At 71.2% G+C, this 18076-nt stretch carries 13 protein-coding genes; 5 read left to right on the forward strand and 8 right to left on the reverse strand.

What is annotated here, in order from left to right; all coding sequences use genetic code 11:
• Positions 1–46: 46 nt before the first annotated feature.
• Positions 47–4171, forward strand: coding sequence for a S8 family serine peptidase (locus tag ACI2K4_RS32070; protein ID WP_404516736.1), 4125 nt, complete (start codon positions 47–49; stop codon positions 4169–4171).
• A gap of 74 nt (positions 4172–4245) precedes the next feature.
• Here the strand turns inward: ACI2K4_RS32070 and ACI2K4_RS32075 are convergent, their stop codons facing one another.
• Complete coding sequence (locus ACI2K4_RS32075) at positions 4246–4725, reverse strand: winged helix-turn-helix domain-containing protein (RefSeq protein ID WP_404516738.1); 480 nt, start codon at positions 4723–4725, stop codon at positions 4246–4248.
• A 305-nt stretch (positions 4726–5030) separates the two neighbouring features.
• Between ACI2K4_RS32075 and ACI2K4_RS32080 the strand changes: the two genes are divergently transcribed.
• Complete coding sequence (locus tag ACI2K4_RS32080; protein WP_404516740.1) at positions 5031–9428, forward strand: S8 family serine peptidase; 4398 nt, start codon at positions 5031–5033, stop codon at positions 9426–9428.
• Positions 9429–9557: 129 nt separating this feature from the next.
• Here the strand turns inward: ACI2K4_RS32080 and ACI2K4_RS32085 are convergent, their stop codons facing one another.
• The 7 genes from ACI2K4_RS32085 to ACI2K4_RS32115 form a co-directional block, all read right to left on the reverse strand.
• The gene (locus ACI2K4_RS32085) at positions 9558–10409 is read right to left on the reverse strand and encodes an SRPBCC family protein (RefSeq protein WP_404516742.1); all 852 of its coding nucleotides are present in this window, start codon (positions 10407–10409) and stop codon (positions 9558–9560) included.
• The gene (locus ACI2K4_RS32090; protein ID WP_404516744.1) at positions 10402–10959 is read right to left on the reverse strand and encodes a helix-turn-helix domain-containing protein; all 558 of its coding nucleotides are present in this window, start codon (positions 10957–10959) and stop codon (positions 10402–10404) included. Before ACI2K4_RS32090 ends, ACI2K4_RS32085 begins: the two co-directional genes overlap by 8 nt.
• Before the next feature lie 228 nt (positions 10960–11187).
• Positions 11188–11508: a DUF1416 domain-containing protein gene (locus ACI2K4_RS32095; protein WP_404516746.1), complete on the reverse strand. Its 321-nt coding sequence runs from the start codon at positions 11506–11508 to the stop codon at positions 11188–11190.
• A gap of 3 nt (positions 11509–11511) precedes the next feature.
• Complete coding sequence (locus tag ACI2K4_RS32100) at positions 11512–12360, reverse strand: sulfurtransferase (RefSeq protein WP_404516748.1); 849 nt, start codon at positions 12358–12360, stop codon at positions 11512–11514.
• 170 nt (positions 12361–12530) lie between these two features.
• Positions 12531–12608 (reverse strand): Ms5788A family Cys-rich leader peptide, encoded by a 78-nt coding sequence (locus tag ACI2K4_RS32105; protein WP_311202345.1) that lies wholly within the window; start codon positions 12606–12608, stop codon positions 12531–12533.
• Positions 12609–12679: 71 nt separating this feature from the next.
• A complete protein-coding gene (locus ACI2K4_RS32110; protein WP_404516872.1) occupies positions 12680–13456 on the reverse strand; it encodes a DUF2993 domain-containing protein in 777 nt (258 codons plus the stop codon).
• 196 nt (positions 13457–13652) lie between these two features.
• The gene (locus ACI2K4_RS32115) at positions 13653–14768 is read right to left on the reverse strand and encodes a hypothetical protein (protein WP_404516749.1); all 1116 of its coding nucleotides are present in this window, start codon (positions 14766–14768) and stop codon (positions 13653–13655) included.
• A 261-nt stretch (positions 14769–15029) separates the two neighbouring features.
• Between ACI2K4_RS32115 and ACI2K4_RS32120 the strand changes: the two genes are divergently transcribed.
• The 3 genes from ACI2K4_RS32120 (at position 15030) to mshD (ending at position 18071) form a co-directional block, all read left to right on the forward strand.
• Positions 15030–15761, forward strand: coding sequence for a winged-helix domain-containing protein (locus tag ACI2K4_RS32120; RefSeq protein WP_404516751.1), 732 nt, complete (start codon positions 15030–15032; stop codon positions 15759–15761).
• A 226-nt stretch (positions 15762–15987) separates the two neighbouring features.
• Positions 15988–16965 (forward strand): polysaccharide deacetylase family protein, encoded by a 978-nt coding sequence (locus tag ACI2K4_RS32125; protein WP_404516874.1) that lies wholly within the window; start codon positions 15988–15990, stop codon positions 16963–16965.
• A 131-nt stretch (positions 16966–17096) separates the two neighbouring features.
• Positions 17097–18071 carry a mycothiol synthase gene (gene mshD, locus ACI2K4_RS32130; protein ID WP_404516753.1) on the forward strand — a complete coding sequence of 325 codons (975 nt, stop codon included), beginning with the start codon at positions 17097–17099 and terminating at the stop codon, positions 18069–18071.
• The last annotated feature ends 5 nt before the right edge of the window (positions 18072–18076 follow it).

The raw sequence follows: 18076 nt of genomic DNA on the forward strand, positions 1-18076 counted from the left end.
GACCGACGCTCCCGGTTGATCCGGGGCGTCGTGAGGTGGAGGAAAGATGACACACCGACTGGGACGCGCGGGTGCGGGCCGGTCCAGACTCTGGCGCTCGATGGCGTTGGTCTCGGCCGTCGTACTCGGCGTGACGGCACAACCGGCGCTCGCCACGGCGGCCGGTCCCGCCGCCCCGGTGAGTCCGCAGGTGCTGACCGAACTGTCCACGAAGGGCGGTGCCAGCTTTGTCGTCTACCTGCGGGAGCGCGCGCAGTTGGGCGCCGCGGCGAAGGTACGCGACGCGGATGCCCGCGCCGGCCAGGTCTACCAACAGCTCACCGGCACCGCGACGCGTACGCAGCGCGGCTTGCTCGGCGAGCTGACCAAGCGGAAGGCCCCGCACCAGGCGTTCTGGATTGCCAACGCGGTGCAGGTCCAGGGCGACAAGGCGCTGCTCGACACGATCGCCGCCCGGCCAGAGGTGGAGCGGATCGAGCCGGTCCGGACGTACAAGCTGGTCGAGCCGAAGTCGAGCAAGGCCGCACCGCAGGACGTCACCGGGGTGGGCTGGGGCGTGGCGAACATCGGCGCGCCGCAGGTCTGGTCCGAGTACGCCGACCGGGGCGAGGGCGTCGTCATCGCCAACATCGACTCCGGCGTGCAGTTCGACCACCCGGCGCTGGTCAACTCGTACCGGGGCAACCTCGGCGACGGCACCTTCGACCACAACTACAACTGGTTCGACCCGGCCGGCGTGTGCCCCACCCAGGCGCCCTGCGACAACTCCGGCCACGGCAGCCACACCATGGGCACGATGGTCGGCGACGACGGTGCCGGCAACCAGATCGGCGTCGCGCCCGGCGCCCGATGGATGGCGGCCAAGGGCTGCGAGTCGGCGAGCTGCTCCAGCGAGTCGCTGATGGCGGCCGGTCAGTGGATCCTCGCCCCGACCGACCTCAACGGCGAGAACCCCCGCCCGGACCTGCGCCCCGACATCGTGAACAACTCGTGGGGCGGTGGCCAGAACGACCTCTGGTACCAGCAGACCATCGCCGCCTGGCGGGCCGCCGGCATCTTCCCCACCTTCTCCGCCGGCAACAGCGGCGAGCTGGGCTGCGGCACCGCCAACTCACCGGGCGACAACCCCGAGGCGTACGCGGTCGGCGCGTACGACGCGGAGAACAACATCGCCGAGTTCTCCAGCCGTGGATCGTCCCTGGTGGACGGCCAGCCGAAGCCGAACATCGCCGCGCCCGGGGTGGACATCCTCTCCAGCGTGCCCGGCAACGAGTACGGCTACAGCAGCGGCACCTCGATGGCGGCCCCGCACCTCTCCGGCGCGGTGGCCCTGGTCTGGTCGGCGGCACCGCTGCTGCGCGGCGACATCGCCGGCACCGAGGCACTGCTCGACCGGACCGCGGTCGACGTCGAGTCGCTCGGCTGCGGCGGCACCACGGCCGACAACAACAACTTCGGCGAGGGTCGGCTCGACGTGTTCAAGGCGGTCGAGGCCGCTCCGCGCGGCCCGGTCACCACGATCACCGGTACGGTCGCCGTGCTCGGCACCCGGGAACCGATCGCCAACGCCACGGTCGCGGTGAACGGCCGTACCGCCCGTACCGACCAGTTCGGCCGCTACACCCTGCCGGTGGTCGACGGCACCTACCGGGCCGCCGTCGAGGCGTACGGCTTCACCGGCCAGACCGCGACGGTGATCGCCGCCGGTGACCCGGTCACGCTGGACTTCGCGCTGGTCGCGCGGCCGACGGTGACCCTCTCCGGAAAGGTCACCGACGGCTCCGGGCAGGGCTGGCCGCTCTACGCGCGGGTCGAGGTCGCCGGCCGTCCCGGTGGCCCGGTCTTCACCGACCCGACCAGCGGTCGCTACTCGGTGACCGTGCCGAGCGGCGGAACGTACCGGCTGACCACCACCGCCGTGGCGACCGGCTACCGGGCCGTCAGCACCGACGTCACCGTGGCCAACCGGGCGAAGACCGCGAACATCACCGTGCCGGTCGCGGTCGCCTGCGAGGTGGCCGGCTACACCGCCGGCACCGGTCGGACCGTGCTCTCGGAGAGCTTCTCCGGCACCGGCACCCCGGCCGGCTGGTCCGTGGTCAACCGCGCCGACGTCGGGTGGGAGTTCGACAATCCCGGCAACCGGCAGAACCTGACCGGTGGCGACGGCGGTTTCGCGATCGTCGACAGTGACCATTCCGGCCTGGGCCGGGCGCAGGACACCGACCTGCGTACCCCGGTCATCAACCTCGGCGCGGTCGACGCGCCGGTGCTCCGCTTCGCCAGCGACCTGTACGTCTCCGGCAACGGCGACGCGGCCAGCATCGACGTCTCGACCAACGGCGGTGTCGACTGGGTCGGCGTGGCGATCCAGCAGGTCTCCCGGCGCGGCCCGGCGGCCGAGGAGGTGCCGCTGCCGATGCTCGCCAACCAGGCGAACGCGCAGATCCGGTTCCGTTACCGGGGCGAGTTCTCGTGGTGGTGGCAGCTCGACAACATCGAGGTGGTCGACCGGACCTGCACCCCGGTCCCGGGTGGCATCGTGGCCGGCTTCACCACCGACGCGAACACCGGCGCCGGGCTGACCGGCGTCGCGGTCGGCAGCCCGGACCGGCCGTCCGAGCGGAGCGTCTCGGCGACCACCCCGGAGGACCACAACGCCCCGGACGGGTTCTACTCGTTCTTCTCCAGCCTGGTCACGGGCAAGCACCCGTTCGTGGCCGGAACGGCGCCGTACCAGGACCGGACCAGGACCGTCGCGGTCGCCGACGGCGGTAGCCAGCGGGTCGACTTCGACCTGAAGGTCGGGCGGCTCGCCCTCGGCAGCACCGGGATCGAACCCGTCGTGCCGCACGGCGGCAGCCGCAACACCGAGGTCACGGTCACCAACACCGGCAGCGCCCCGGTCGCCGTCGAGGTGCTGGAGCGCGACGGCGGTTACGCCACACTGGCCGCCGGCCGGGGCGCCCCGTTGACCGAGTACCGGGTGCCGAAGGTCAGCGCCGGCATCTCCGGCGGGGTGCTGACCGGCGGCAGCACCGGCTTCGCCGGGGGCAGCCCGAAGGCGGCGGACGACTCGTGGAGCCGGATCGCGGACCTGCCGGCGCCGACGTACGACAACGCGGCGGCCCTGCTCGACGGCAGGGTCTACTCGGTCGGTGGCGGTAGTTCGGACCGGGAGGAGAAGCGCGAGGCGTACGTCTACGACCCGGCCACCGACGCCTGGCGGACCCTCCCCGACATGCCACACAGCCGGTACAAGCCGGCCGTGGCGGCGGTCGGCGGCAAGCTGTACGTCTTCGGCGGCTGGACCACCGAGGGCGGGACCGAGGCCACGGTCGACGTCTTCGACCCGGCCACCGGAGCCTGGCAGACGCTGCCCGGGGTGACCAACCCGGCCGCCCGCGCGGCGGGCACCGCCTCCGTGGTCGAGGGGCAGGTCTACCTGGTCGGCGGTTGCCTGGACTTCCTCTGCAACGCCAGCACCGACGTGCTCGCGTTCGACCCGGTGGCGAGCACGTTCCGGGTCAAGGCGGCGTACCCGCACGAGGTGGCCTGGCAGTCCTGTGGCGCGATCGGCGTCCGGGTCTACTGTGCCGGCGGCTTCAGTCACGAGTCGGGCTACACCGACGGCTTCGCGTACGCCCCGGACTCGAACACGTGGAGCCCGATCGCGGACATGCCGGTCGACCTCTGGGGTTCCCAGTACTCGGTGGCCGGCGGCCGGTTGGTGCTGGCCGGTGGCGTGATCGACGAGGGGCAGACGCTCACCAACCGCACCCTCGGCTACGACCCGGCGGCGGACGCCTGGCAGGACCTGCCGAACACGCTGCTCCCCCGGGTACGCGGCGCCGGGGCGTGCGGTGGCTTCAAGATCGGTGGCGCGGCGTTCGCGCCGCTGGCCGGTCCGGAGTCGGAACGGATGACCGGGCTCGGTCTCTGCGACGAGAGCACCGAGGTGCCCTGGCTGACCGTCACGCCGAGCCGGTTCACGCTGGCCCCCGGCGCGTCGCGGGCGCTCACGCTGAGGATCTCCGCCACCTCGGCGAACGGCATCCCGGCCCCGGGCGGATACCTGGCCCAACTGGCCCTGCGCGCGGACACCCCGTACGCGGTGCCGACGCTCGGCATCACGCTCTCGGTGCAGGCGAAGGGGCACCAGGGCCACTGATCGGGCAGAGCCGCTGGTAGAGGTGGCCGCCGTACCCCACCGGGTACGGCGGCCACCGCCGTCTCCGGCCTCGCTCAGCCGCCCCGCCCGAAGGCGAGCCGGTAACCGACCCCCCGTACGGTCTGCACCTGCGGACCGCCCTCGACCGCGCGCAGCTTGCGCCGCAGTCGCTTCACGGCCGAGTGCAGGATCGCGGTGTCGCCCAGGTAGGCGCCTCCCCAGACCGAACCGAAGAGCCGCTCGTAGGTCCAGACGCCGACCGGCGGGGCGGCCAGCCGGGCCAGCAGTTCCCGCTCCAACCGGGTCAGGGCCAGCGGCTCACCCCGCCAGGTGACCAGGTGGCCGCCCGGGTCGACGCGGAGTTCGCCCAGGTTGACCGGTTCCACCACGGCACCCGGCTCGGTGCCGTTGGTGGGGAACAGCATCGCCTTCAACTCCGACAGGTCCGCACAGATCACCACCGTGCCGAAGTCGTCGAGGCGGCGGACCACCCGCTCCCGTACCGCCACGTCCGACGAGACGCACACGACAAGCGGAACCTCGTTGTTCGACACCCGCACCCTCCCCGTTCGCCGCGTGGCAACAGCCAATCCCCTTTGATCGACCGAGTCAATAACGACACTCACCGATGTCATGATCCCTCGCCGCGCCGCCCGCAATCCGACCAGTTACTGCCCGAATACTGGCCGACAACATCCATTGATCACCACCGTTATGCGCCAGAGCATGACTCCTAGCCGATGTGGGGGATGCTCTGCGTGTCCATCGATGCCCCCACGCGTGCTACGCGGCGCCGGACAACCCGGTGCCGCGGCAGGTGTCCCGAACCGATCGGGGCGCCGAAAGTGGGGAGGAAGAGATGTCACACCGACCAGGGAGCCGATCCAGACTGTGGCGGTCATTCGCCATCGTCTCGGCTGTCGTCCTCGGGATCACGGCTCAACCTGCGCTCGCCGCCGCGGCGCCCGCAGCCGGCGCGACGGTCGACCCGCAGGTGCTCAGCGCGCTGAGCACGAACGGGAACACCAACTTCACCGTGTACCTGCGGGAGAAGGCCAACCTCAGCACCGCCGCGTCGCAGCCGACCGGTGACGCCCGGGCCGCCAAGGTCTACGAGCAGCTCACCACGACCGCCGACCGGACCCAGCGCGACCTGCGGGCTGAACTGGACGACCGCAAGGCCAGCTACAGGGCGTTCTGGATCGCCAACGCGCTCCAGGTCACCTCCGGCAACCGGGCGCTGGTCGACGCGATCGCCGCCCGTCCCGAGGTCGAGCGGATCGCGCCGACCCGCAGCTACGAGCTGATCAAGCCGACCCCGGCCAGCCCGGACGGTGCGGGCACCCAGGCGGTCGAGTGGAACATCGACAACATCCAGGCCCCGAGGGTCTGGAACGAACTTGGCGTACGCGGTGAGACCGTGGTGGTCGCCAACATCGACACCGGCGCCCAGTACGACCACCCGGCCCTGGTCGGCAAGTACCGGGGCAACCTCGGTGGTGGCAACTTCGACCACAACTACAACTTCTTCGACCCGGCCAACATCTGTCCTGGGGACGTCCCCTGTGACAACAACGGCCACGGCACCCACACCATGGGCACCATGGTCGGCGACGACGGTGGCGCCAACCAGATCGGTGTCGCCCCGGGCGCCAAGTGGATCGCGGCCAAGGGCTGCGAGACCAACGGCTGCTCCGAGGCGTCGCTGCTCGCCGCCGGCCAGTGGGTGCTCGCCCCGACCGACCTCAGCGGCCAGAACCCCCGGCCGGACCTGCGCCCCGACGTGGTGAACAACTCGTGGGGCGGTGGCCGCGGCGACTCGTGGTACGAGCAGACCGTCGCCGCCTGGCGGGCCGCCGGCATTTTCCCCGGCTTCTCCGCCGGCAACAGCGGTGAGCTGGGCTGCAACAGCACCGAGAACCCGGGCGACTACCCCAACGCGTACGGCGTGGGCTCCTACGACCGGAACAACAACATCTCGGCGTTCTCCGGCCGGGGCACCTCCTCCATCGACGGGTCGGTCAAGCCGAACATCTCGGCGCCGGGCAGCAACGTCCGGTCCAGCGTTCCCGGCGGCGGCTACTCCGCGTTCAACGGCACCTCGATGGCGGCACCGCACGTCTCCGGCGCGGTGGCGCTGATCTGGTCCGCGGCACCCGCCCTCCGGGGTGACATCGCCGCCACCGAGACGCTGCTCGACGACACCGCCACCGACGTTAACGCGCTGACCTGTGGCGGCACCGTCGACGACAACAACGTCTTCGGTGAGGGCCGGCTCAACGCGTACGAGGCCGTGTTCCAGGCCCCGCGCGGCGGTGCCGGCGAGGTGACCGGAACGGTGACCGAGGCCGACGGCGGCGAGCCGATCGCGGGCGCGACCGTCAGCACCGGGTCGCGTACCGCCACCACCGGCACCGACGGCAAGTACACGCTGCGGCTGCCGGTCGGCGACGCCACGCTCACCGTCGCCGCGTTCGGCTTCCACACCCAGACCGCCACCGTCACCGTGCCCGACGGCTCCTCGGTGACGAAGGACTTCGCCCTGGTCGGGGCGCAGTCCGTGACGGTCTCCGGCAAGGTCACCGACGGCTCCGGCCACGGCTGGCCGCTCTACGCGAAGATCGATGTGCCCGGACGGCCGGGTGGGCCGATCTTCACCGACCCGTTCACCGGCCGCTACTCGTTCACCGTGCCGGGCAACGCCACCTACTCGGTGACCACGACCGCCAAGGCCGCCGGTTACGCGGCGGTGACCAAGGAACTCGTCCTCGAAGGCGCGGCGAAGACCCTGGACATCGCGGTTCCGGTCGCGGCGGACTGCACGGCGGCCGGCTACTCGGCCAACCTCGGCGCACCGCTGCTGTCGGAGAGCTTCGACAGCGAGGACACCCCGGCCGGCTGGTCGGTGGTCAACCGCACCGAGGACGGCGGCTGGGAGTTCGACGACCCGGGCAGCCGGGGCAACCAGACCGGTGGCACCGGCAACTTCGCCATCATCGACAGCGACATCCTGGGCGTGGGCAACACCCAGGACAGCGACCTGCGTACGCCCACCCTGGACCTGTCCGGCGTGAGCGCGCCCTTCCTGAAGTTCAACAGCGACTGGCGGGCCGTCGGGCTCGGCGACACCGCCGACATCGACGTCTCCGCCGACGGCGGCGCGACCTGGTCCAACATCTGGCACCAGACCGGCAGCCGGCGTGGCCCCCGGGTCGAGGAGGTCGCCCTGACCGGGCTCGCCGGGGCGGCCACCGCCCAGGTGCGCTTCCGGTTCAACGGCAGCTTCGCCTGGTGGTGGGAGCTGGACAACGTCCAGGTCGTCAACCGGATCTGCAACCCGCTCCCGGGTGGTCTGGTGGCCGGCTTCACCACCGACTCGAACACCGGTGCCGCGCTCAACGGCGTCACGGTGACCAGCGACGACGAGCCGGCGGACAAGGGTGTCTCGGCGGCGACGGCGGACGACCCGAACATCGGTGACGGCTTCTACTCGTTCTTCTCGAGCCTGAGCGGGACCCACCCGTTCACCGCCACCAAGTCGCCGTACCAGGCGGTGACGAAGAGCGTCGCGGTCGTCGCGAACAACGTCAAGCGGGCCGACTTCGCGCTCAAGGCCGGCCGGCTCTCGGTCAGCCCGCCGCAGATCGAGTCGCACCAGCCGTACGGCAGCACCCGCAGCGCCAAGGTGACCGTCACCAACACCGGCAACGCGCCGGCCGAGGTGGAGGTGCTGGAGCGCACCGGGTCGTTCGACCTGCTCTCCCGGCAGGGCGCGGCCCTCAACGAGTACCAGGTGAAGGGGCTCAGCACGGCCCAGAACGGGGTCGCGTACGGTCCCGCCGGCAACTCGACGGCGGCCGCTCCCGCGATCGACCCCGCCTGGACCCGGGTCGCCAACACCCCGGCCGCGGTCTTCGACAACGCCGCCGCCGTGGTCGACGGCAAGGTCTACTCCGTCGGTGGCGGCACCGGCACCGGTAACGAGCGCAAGACCTGGGTCCTGGACCCGGAGACCAACGCGTGGAGCACGCTCGCCGACATGCCGACCGCCCGCTCCAAGGCGTCCGCGGTGGCCTTCGAGGGCAAGCTGTACGTGATCGGTGGTTGGAGCGCCAGCGGCGCCCCGATCCCCTCGGTCGATGTCTACGACCCGGCGGCGAACTCCTGGAGCACCCTCGCCGGTGCCACCAACCCGGCGCCGCGCGCGGCCGCCGGTACGGCGGTTGTCGACGGCAAGGTCTACCTGGTCGGTGGTTGTGCCGACGGTAGCTGCACCAGCACCAAGAACACGGTGATCTTCGACCCGGCCAGCGGCACCTTCAGCGCCGGTGCGGACTACCCGTTCAACGTGGGCTGGATGTCCTGCGGCGGCGTCGGCGCCACGGTGTACTGCGCCGGTGGTGCGGCCGGCACGACGACCTTCAAGGACGCGTACGCGTACGACCCGGCCGGCAACGCCTGGTCCGAGCTGCCCGACCTGCCGGTCGACCTGTGGGGCTCGCAGTACGCCGCCGCCGGTGGCCTGCTGGTCATCGCCGGTGGGGTGACCGCCAACTCCAGCACCATCACCAACCGGTCGGTCGCGTTCGACCCGGCCACCGGTGCCTGGCAGGACCTGCCGAACGCGGCGTTCACCCGCTACCGGGGTGCCGGCGCGTGCGGTGCGTACAAGGTCGGTGGCTCGCCGAGCTCCTTCGTCGGCTCCGTCGAGACCGAATACCTGGGTGGTCTCGCGGACTGTGACGCGGCCGGTGGTGACGTGTCGTGGCTCTCCACCGCACCGGCCACCTTCACCCTCGCCCCGGGCGCGTCGAAGCAGGTGACGGTCACCCTGACCGCCACCGCCGAGGCCGGCGTGCTCCAGCCCGGTACGTACACCGCCGAGCTGGGTCTGGGCTCGAACACCCCGTACCAGGTCGAGTCCGTGCCGGTGGAGATGAACGTGTCGCCGCCGAACGGCTGGGGCAAGATCCAGGGCGCGGTGGTCGGCGAGAGCTGCTCCGGCGCCGACGTACCGGTCAAGGCGACCATTCGGGCGAACCTGAACGGCAACCCGGCCACCGGTTACACCATCTCCTCCGACACCGCCGGGGCCTACGGCCTCTGGCTGCCGAAGGGGAAGTACGACCTGATCGTCGCCAAGGACGGCTGGATTCCCGAGGTGCAGCGGATCACCGTCTCGGCCGGCTTCGTCTCGACGATCAACTTCAACCTGGATCCGGTGACGCCCTGCGACACCCGGGCGGGCGGGATCTGATCCCGCTGAACTGACCCGCTACCGATCCACGGTGGCCGCCGCGCTCCCCCGAGCCCGGCGGCCACCGCCAGGTGTAAGGAAGGGCCCCTTATTAACGCTATGCGTTAATAAGGGGCCCTTCCTTACACCTCAGGCGGGGAGTTGGATGGGGGGCCAGATCGGGGACCAGTCGGAGAGCTCGTGGTAACGGCGCAGTTCGGCGACGCCGCTGAGCCAGCCCATCCAGCCGGCGTACGGGGGGCGGCCGGTGTCGAAGCCGCTCTGTACGAAGGTGAGCCGGGTCTTGCCGTCGGACTCCGCCAACTCCCAGGTGGTCACACCCGCCTCGGCCCAGTCGACCGACATCCGCCGGTCCGGCACCAGGTCGACAATCTTGCCGGCGTAGCCGTTCTGCTCCAGGCCACCCATCGCGAACCGGCCACCGACCTGGGGCTCGATCCCGATCGGGTAGCCGAACCAGGCGGTCACCTGCTCTGATTCGACCAGCGAGCGGAACACGGTCGACGGGTCGGCGCCGATCAGGAACTCCCCGCGCAGTTCGGGGGAGGTGAAGTCGGCCTTCGGGGTGAGTTCCCGGCCGGCGAGGTGGTCGGCCAGGTTCGCGATCGACAGCGCCCAGTACGTCTGGAGCACGCCGCGTATGGTGTTGCCGGCCAGCGCCTCCGCCATGGAAAAGTGCGTCTGGGAGAGGTCGAGCAGGGTCATCTCGTCGCCCTCCTCGGTGAGCCGGATCTCCACCGTGGTCTCCTCGCCGTCGAGCAGCCAGGAGAAGCGCAGCGTGTGGTCGTCGAGGTGGAGCAGCCGCTGGTGGGGCGCGTCGCCCTCCGGGGTGTAGCGACCCCAGAATTCGTACCGCTGCGGCAGCTCGACCTCGGCGTGCTCGGCCAGCCAGACGCGCAGCGCCCCGGCGTCGGTCAGGGCCTGGTGGACCTCCTTGAGCGTGGCGGGAATCCGCGCCTGGAGCTGCAACGACTCACTCATGCTCTTCTCCTTTGGGATAGCAGGCGACGGCCAGCTTGAACGCGTCACCCTCGGCGCCGCCGTAGCGGCTGAACAGGTCCTGCAGTGCTGTCCGCAGGTCGGTCATGAACTGTTGGCGGTGCTCGGCCGGAACCCGGATCTCGCCGGAAACGCCGATCGACGGCAGCTCCGGTCTGGTCCGGTCCAGCGCGGCGACGTCGGCCTGGACCTCCTCCATCAGGTCGAGCAGGTAGCCGAGGCTGAGCTCGTCCCGGGTGGCGCGCAGTCCGATCCGGCCGACCAGCCTCGGGGACAGCCAGTAGGAGCGGGCGGTGGCCTGGTAGATGCCCTCGTTGATGCCGCGCACCCGGCGCTCGGCGACCTGGGTCACCAGGCCGGCGTCGACCAGGCGCTTGACGTGGTAGTAGACCCGCTGCGGGGTCTGGTCGAGTCGGGCCCCGACCTCGGTGCAGGTGTGGGGTTCGGCGAGTTCCCGCAGCACCTCGATGCGCTGCGGCTTGAGCAGGGCTTCGGCCTGCTCGATCCGTTCCATGTACAGGACGTCTCTCATGGCAAAACTATTTTTTACGTAAAGGAGGAACTTGTCAATCGCCCACCACAAACTCGTCGACCGGCCACGAAGAACCGCTGCCGGGAGACCGGCTACGGGGAGACCGGCTACGGGGAGACCGGCTACGGGGAGACCGGCTACGCAAAAGCGGATCGCCGCCCGGGCCGGTTGGCCCGAGCGGCGATCCGCTTTGCTGTGCTGGTGCGGCGATCCGCTTTGCTGTGCTGGTCAGGCGACCGTGACGCCGACCTCGTTGACTCCCCGTTCGGCGGTGACCAGGACGTCACCGTTGCCGTGTCGGGACAGGGCACGCAGGGTCCAGGTGCCGGGGGCGGCGAAGAACCGGAACTGGCCCTCCGGCGAGGTGACCACCTCGGCGGTGAACTCGCCGGTGGAGTCGAGCAGTCGGACGTACGCGCCGGGGACGGCGTCGCCGGAGTCGGCCCGGACCACGCCGGTGATGACGGTTTCCCGGTTCAGGTCCAGCCCGGCCGGCAGCGGGGCCGACTGGTCCGGAGCCGCGCAACCGGCGGCGGTGGGAGCGGTCATGGCTCAGGCCCTCCCCGGTTCGTCGCCGAGCACGATCGGCACGCCGATGAGCGAGCCGTACTCGGTCCAGGAGCCGTCGTAGTTCTTGACGTTCTGGTGGCCGAGCAGTTCCTTCAGCACGAACCAGGTGTGCGACGAGCGCTCACCGATCCGGCAGTAGGCGATCGTGTCGAGGCTGTCGTCCAGCCCGGCCTCGCCGTAGATCTTGCGCAGGTCGTCGTCGGATTTGAAGGTGCCGTCCTCGTTGGCCGCCTTCGACCAGGGCACGTTCACCGCGGTCGGGATGTGTCCGGCCCGCTGGGACTGCTCCTGGGGCAGGTGCGCCGGAGCGAGCAGGCGGCCGGCGTACTCGTCGGGCGAGCGGACGTCGACCAGGTTCTTCACCCCGATGGCGGCGACCGCCTCGTCGCGGAAGGCACGGATGCTCAGGTCCGGCTCCTGCGCCACGTACTGCGTCGCGGGACGGGAGACCTGGTCCTTGACCAGCGGGCGGGCGTCCAGCTCCCACTTCTTGCGACCGCCGTCGAGCAGCTTCACGTCGCCGTGGCCGTAGAGCTTGAAGTACCAGTAGGCGTACGCGGCGAACCAGTTGTTGTTGCCGCCGTAGAGCACCACGACGTCGTCGTTGCTCACGCCGCGCTCGGAGAGCAGCGCCTCGAACTGGGACTTGTTGACCGCGTCCCGGCGCACCGCGTCCTGCAGGTCCTTGCGCCAGTCCAGCTTGATCGCACCGGCGATGTGGCCGCCGTCGTAGGCGGTGGTGTCCTCGTCCACTTCGACGAAGACCACGCCCGGGGTGTCAAGGTTCTTCTCGGCCCAGTCGGCCGAAACGAGTGCGGTGTCGCGACTCATCAGATCACTCCAAGGTCTTGGATGACGGATTGGTGAGCCTGCGCGGGTATCGAGGTCGTTCTCGTCGCACCACGCGCGGGACCCATAGCGAGAGGATCACGGGTTTGTGCGACGGCGCCGCTGCCGGGCGTGAGAAAAAAATCAGAGGGTACGCGAGAGCAGCCCCGCCGTCAGATGACGGGGCGACACAGGCAGGTGGCCACGCGGCACAGGTCGACCGCGCGCCGTTTGGTGAGGAGCGTCCCCATGGGCAGGGAGCTTACCAGCCGGCAATAATCGCGTCACTGGTCAACCACGATCCGGGACGCATCCACTCCGGTCAGTTGAGCGGTACGTCCTTCGCGGTGGCCCGTACCGCCAGCCCCTCCGGCAGTGGCCGGACCTCCTGCACCTGAAGGTTGAACGGCAGCTCCGGCAGCGGCACCTTGATCGCGATCTGCCGGACGTACTCCTGGACCGCGAGCCGGGCCAACGGGATGTCCGGCAGCCCCTCGACGTTCAGGTCGCTGAAGCTGATCGCCACGTCGGGGCCCTGGACCTTGAGGTTCGCCGCACCGCGCACGGTGAACGACTGGCCGAGCACCTGGACCGGGGCGGTCACCTGGAGCTTGCCGCCCTCCTCCTTCAACTGGAGGCCGGGCTGGTCGACCAGCTTGAGCACGCTGTCGTACGCGATCGTCGCGGTGCCGTCGACGGCCCCGGCGGTGACCTGACCCTGGCCGGTACGGAGCGTGTCGATCGACGCCCGGATGTTGCGCGCGTCGATGTGCAGCTCGGGCAGACGCACCGCCTCGGCGTTGGGCACCGGCGCCTCGACGTCGCGCAGCACGATCACCACCGACTGGTAGTTGCCGGCGACCACCTGGGAGAGGAACGGGAACCCGTTGACCGTCACGTCCGGCGGCCCCGACTTCACCCCCTGCCGGGCGGCCTCCTGGCTGACCCGGGTGGCGATCTCACGCTCGGCGAAGCCGACCGCGTACCGGTCGACCGCCACCAGGGCGCCGACCAGCACCACCAGCAGGATCAGCAGGGCGATCAGCAGCTTGCGCCCGCGCCGCCGGGGACGCTCGTCGGTGCGGTGCGAGCGGGGCAACCGCCGCGGATATCCCTCACCCTGTGCCGGATAACTGTCTGCCACGCCACCCGCCTCCGCCCACCCGGACCGGCGGTGCCACCGATCGGGGAACCGTCATGTACCCGGCCCGCGCCAACCTCAACCCGGGCGGGGACCATGATCCCGTATGCCCGGTTTCCGTGTTCTCCCTCCCTCCCCCTTCCGGGGCGCCGGGTCAGAGGAAGAACACGCTCATCGCGTACGCGGCCGGCGCGGCCAGGGCGAAGCCGCCGAGCGGACCCTGCATGTGCCGGGCGACCCACATCGTCGGCGGCTCTCCGGCCATCAGCCGACCCGCCTCGGAGTAGCCGACACCGAGGTCCGCCAGTACGGCGGCGGTCGCCGCGACCAGGCCGACGACCGCGCCGCTGGTCGGTGTGAAGCCGACCACGTAGCCGCCGATGACGCCGCTGGCCAGGGTGCCGAGCATGGCGCCGAGCACCACCCCGGCCGCCCCCCTGGGCACCTGCGGCGCCAGCCGGGGCCAGGGCAGCACCGCGTCGACGAGCCGGGCGACGACCAGGGCCACCCCGCTCCCGGCCAGGCAGACGAAGATCGCCTGGGTGCCGAGCGGCAGTCGGCTGAGCACGATCAGGCTCGCGAAGGCGACCACGCCGATCACCACCATCAGGGTGGCGCCGAGCGACTCGGTCACCTGCGCCCGGTCGGCCCGGCGTACCAGTTGGCCGAGGACGCCGACCACGAAGCCGGCCGCCGCCACGTACCCGACCGGGCCGAGGGCGGCCACCTGCGGCAGGATCGCGGCAGCGTCCGCGCCGACGGCGACCGCCACGGCGACGCCGGCCACCAGCGGCAGCGCGGGCGGGCGGGTCGCCATCGTCCAGGCCAGGATGTAGAGGAGTTGCACCCCGAACACGACGAGCGCGAACGGGATCCGCGCCCCGGGTCCGGAGGTCTGCGCACCGAGGACCAGCCCCAGGCCGAGGAGTCCGGCGAAGCCGGCGACCGCCAGCGCCAGCGGGCGGCGGATCGGGACCGGCTCGAACTCCTCCTCGTCCTCGTCGTCGGTCTCCGGGTCCAGGCCGCTGCCCGGCACCGGGTCGTCGGAGCCTCGCTTGCCGCGCAGGCGCCGACGGCCGGTCTCGGGCTCCCGCTGCTCGTCCGCCGCCGGCTCGTCGAAGGGCGTGGCGGGGGCACCGGGCGGTGGACCGGGCACCGGTGGGTAACCGCCACCACGGGGGGCCGGGCCGGGCGGGGGTCCGACCGGTCCACCACGGGGTCCGTTGGCCCAGGATTCGCGACCGGTCTCGGGAGACGTCGAGGGGAACACGCACCTGATCGTGCCAGATCGGGCCGCAGACGCACGGATTCTGGTTTCGGCTGTGTAAAAACCTCGCCCGTTGAGGTGGAGAACACAACCGAAGGGCCGATCGTCCGGGATCGTCCCGGGTCGAATCCGATAAGCTCGGGCCTTACCCCGCCCCGTCAGCGACGCCGGGACCGACACCATTAACCAGTGGCGCCCATCGGCCTCGGGCCGGAACACCACTGGCCACCGCGCGGCGATGCGCCGCCGGGACGGAGGTGATGTGTGGAGATCCTGCTGCTGGTCACCGCGCGCGCAGGCGAGCCGTCGGCCGTGCTGCCCGCTCTCGACCTGCTTCCCCACTCGATTCGTACCGCACCACGGGACGTCCGTACGCTCGTCGCCGGGCCCAGCCCGGACGCCGTCCTCGTGGACGCCCGCTCCGAACTGAGCGAGGCCCGCGCCACCTGCCGCATGCTGCACGCCACCGGCCTGGGTGTGCCCCTGGTCGCGGTGGTCACCGAGGCCGGCCTGATCGCGCTCAACGCCGACTGGGGCGTGGACGACGTGATCCTGGCCAGCGCCGGTCCCGCCGAGGTCGAGGCCCGGCTGCGGCTGGCCGTCGGGCGGCTCAGCAACGCGATCGCCGGTGCCGGCGGCCAGATCCGGGCCGGCGAGCTCTCGATCGACCCGGACACCTACGCCGCCAAGCTGAAGGGTCGCCCGCTCGACCTGACGTACAAGGAGTTCGAGCTGCTCAAGTTCCTCGCCCAGCACCCCGGACGGGTCTTCACCCGGGACCAGTTGCTGCGCGAGGTCTGGGGCTACGACTACTTCGGCGGCACCCGTACGGTCGACGTGCACGTCCGGCGGCTGCGGGCCAAGCTCGGCTCGGAGTACGAGTCGATGATCGGCACGGTGCGTCAGGTCGGCTACAAGTTTGTCGTACCGCCCTCGTCCTCCCGCTCCCTGCCGGAGTCGGAGTCGGCCACAGCGACGGCGACCCTCCCGGTCTGACCCACGAACCGACTCGACCCGGGGCCCGCCCGACCGACGACCCCACCCGTTCCACCGCTCGATTCCACCGCTCGACCGACAAAGCGCCATCCGGCTATCCGCCGGGTGGCGCTTTGCCTATCATGTCGGTCAAATCGGGTCAATGTCTGAAACCCCCATTTAACCGGGCAATTCTCCGTATCCTGAATTTGCAGGTACGGGTTCGAGGGGGACGGCAGTGGCACCGATGCGTGGCCGGAGGACACCGGCCCAGCAGGACGGACGTCGTCGGCCGTGGCCCGCCGACCCGGCCGTGCTGAGCCTGGTCCTGGTCCTCACCCTGGCCGCCGGCTCGATCCTGGGCGGAGTGTTCGTGCTCGGCCGCGCCCTCGGGCCGTCCGATCCGGCCGCCGACCGGCTCGACGCCTGGTCCAGCGCATCCCCCACGGCCGGTCCGTCCCGGGAACCCGCACCCGGAGCGTCACCGACCCCGTCCACCGCGCCCACCTCCGCCACCCCGTCCGCCCCCGAGCCGGAGGCGGTGCTCGCCGACGAGCGGCCCCGCCTGGCCCTGGAACGCGGCGGCCCGTACGGCAGCCGCCACACCTCCGGCTCGCGCGAGGTGGCGCTCACCTTCGACGACGGACCGGACCCGACCTACACCCCCCGGGTCCTCGCACTCCTGGAGCGTTACCAGGTCAAGGCGACCTTCTGCCTGGTCGGGGAACAGGCCGCCGCCCACCCCGACCTGGTACGGGCGATCGCGGCGGCCGGACACACCCTGTGCAACCACTCCTGGTCACACGACCTCACCCTGGGCAGCCGGCCGCGTACGACCATCCGGACCGACCTGACCCGCACCAACGCGGCGATCCGGGCCGCCGTACCCGGGGCCAGGATCGTCTACTTCCGCCAGCCGGGTGGAGCGTGGACGTCAACCGTCGTCGGCATGGCCTGGGAACTCGGCATGACCTCGCTGCACTGGGACGTGGATCCGCAGGACTGGGACCGGCCCGGAACCGGGAACATCGCCTCGACCGTGACGGCCGGCACCCGAGCCGGCTCGATCGTGCTCATGCACGATGCCGGCGGCGACCGGCAGCAGACCGTCAACGCGCTCGAAACGATCCTGCCCAACCTGCTGCGACGCTTCGAGCTCGCCTCGCTGCCGAGCGGGCCTCCCCGGGCCGAGACCGACAACACCGGCCACACGGACCCGGGCTGAGCCCGGCTGGACACCTCCACGCGTACCGTCGATCCCACGCCCCCGACCGCACCCGCACGGTGACGTCCCCCTCTACCCGGCGCCAGGGCGCGGGCGAGTTGGTACGGCCGGGCTAACGTGGCGGAGTGACCATGGACGTTACAGAGGTGACCCGGACCGACCACCTCGATCCGACACAGATCAGCGACATCCTGGCACTCGCCCGAGCGGCGGACCTGGCCGACGGCGCGCAGCCGCTCTCCGAGCACGTGACGCTCCGGCTCCGGCCCGACGATCCCGCCCCGGTCGACCACCTGATCGCCCGTGACCCGGCCGGAGTGCCGGTCGGTTACGCCCAACTCGACCGCACCACCGACCCGGCAGCGGCCGAGGCGGAGCTGGTCGTACACCCCGCGCACCGGCGACGCGGGCTGGGACGCGCCCTGGTCGACGCGACCATCGCCGCGAGCACCGGCGCCGACCTGCGGATCTGGGCCCACGGGGACCACCCGTCGGCCGCCGCGCTCGCGCTGGACCTGGGACTGCGCCGGGACCGGGAGCTGTGGCAGTTGCGCCGGCCACTCGGCGGGGAGATCGCCGAGGCAGTCCTGCCGCCGGGCGTCGTACTGCGGGCCTTCCGCCCGGGTCTGGACGACGAGGCATGGCTGGCGGTGAACCGGCGGGCCTTCGCCGACCATCCCGAGCAGGGCCGGTGGACCGCCGACGACCTCGCCGTACGAATGGCGGAGCCGTGGTTCGACCCGGCCGGCTTCCTGCTCGCGGTCGAGGAGTCGACCGACCGTCTGCTCGGTTTCCACTGGACCAAGGTGCACGGCACGGTCACCCCCGGCCCGGTCGACCCGCTCGCCGAGACGTCCATCCCGGACCCGACGCGGGGACTCCCCGAGCCGGTGGGCGAGGTGTACGTGGTCGGGGTCGAGCCGGAGGCACACGGCCTCGGTTTGGGCAAGGCGCTGACCGCAGCCGGTTTGCGCCACCTCCGTGACCGTGGGTTGAACCGAGTGATGCTCTACGTGGACGAATCCAACAGCGCGGCGGTGGCGTTGTACGCGCGACTGGGCTTTTCCCGCTGGACAACCCACGTCCAGTATCGACTCGCCCCATAACGGAC

Source organism: Micromonospora sp. NPDC050397 (assembly GCF_044901685.1).
In the GTDB taxonomy this organism is placed as follows: Bacteria; Actinomycetota; Actinomycetes; order Mycobacteriales; family Micromonosporaceae; genus Micromonospora_G.

What these genes read in the sequence shown, in the direction of transcription:
- ACI2K4_RS32080 (WP_404516740.1), top strand. Translation starts at nt 5,031, where the DNA reads ATGTCACACCGACCAGGGAGCCGATCCAGACTGTGGCGGTCATTCGCC.
- ACI2K4_RS32100 (WP_404516748.1), bottom strand. Translation starts at nt 12,360, where the DNA reads ATGAGTCGCGACACCGCACTCGTTTCGGCCGACTGGGCCGAGAAGAAC.
- ACI2K4_RS32105 (WP_311202345.1), bottom strand. Translation starts at nt 12,608, where the DNA reads ATGGGGACGCTCCTCACCAAACGGCGCGCGGTCGACCTGTGCCGCGTG.
- ACI2K4_RS32095 (WP_404516746.1), bottom strand. Translation starts at nt 11,508, where the DNA reads ATGACCGCTCCCACCGCCGCCGGTTGCGCGGCTCCGGACCAGTCGGCC.
- ACI2K4_RS32125 (WP_404516874.1), top strand. Translation starts at nt 15,988, where the DNA reads ATGCGTGGCCGGAGGACACCGGCCCAGCAGGACGGACGTCGTCGGCCG.
- ACI2K4_RS32085 (WP_404516742.1), bottom strand. Translation starts at nt 10,409, where the DNA reads ATGAGTGAGTCGTTGCAGCTCCAGGCGCGGATTCCCGCCACGCTCAAG.
- mshD (WP_404516753.1), top strand. Translation starts at nt 17,097, where the DNA reads ATGGACGTTACAGAGGTGACCCGGACCGACCACCTCGATCCGACACAG.
- ACI2K4_RS32070 (WP_404516736.1), top strand. Translation starts at nt 47, where the DNA reads ATGACACACCGACTGGGACGCGCGGGTGCGGGCCGGTCCAGACTCTGG.
- ACI2K4_RS32090 (WP_404516744.1), bottom strand. Translation starts at nt 10,959, where the DNA reads ATGAGAGACGTCCTGTACATGGAACGGATCGAGCAGGCCGAAGCCCTG.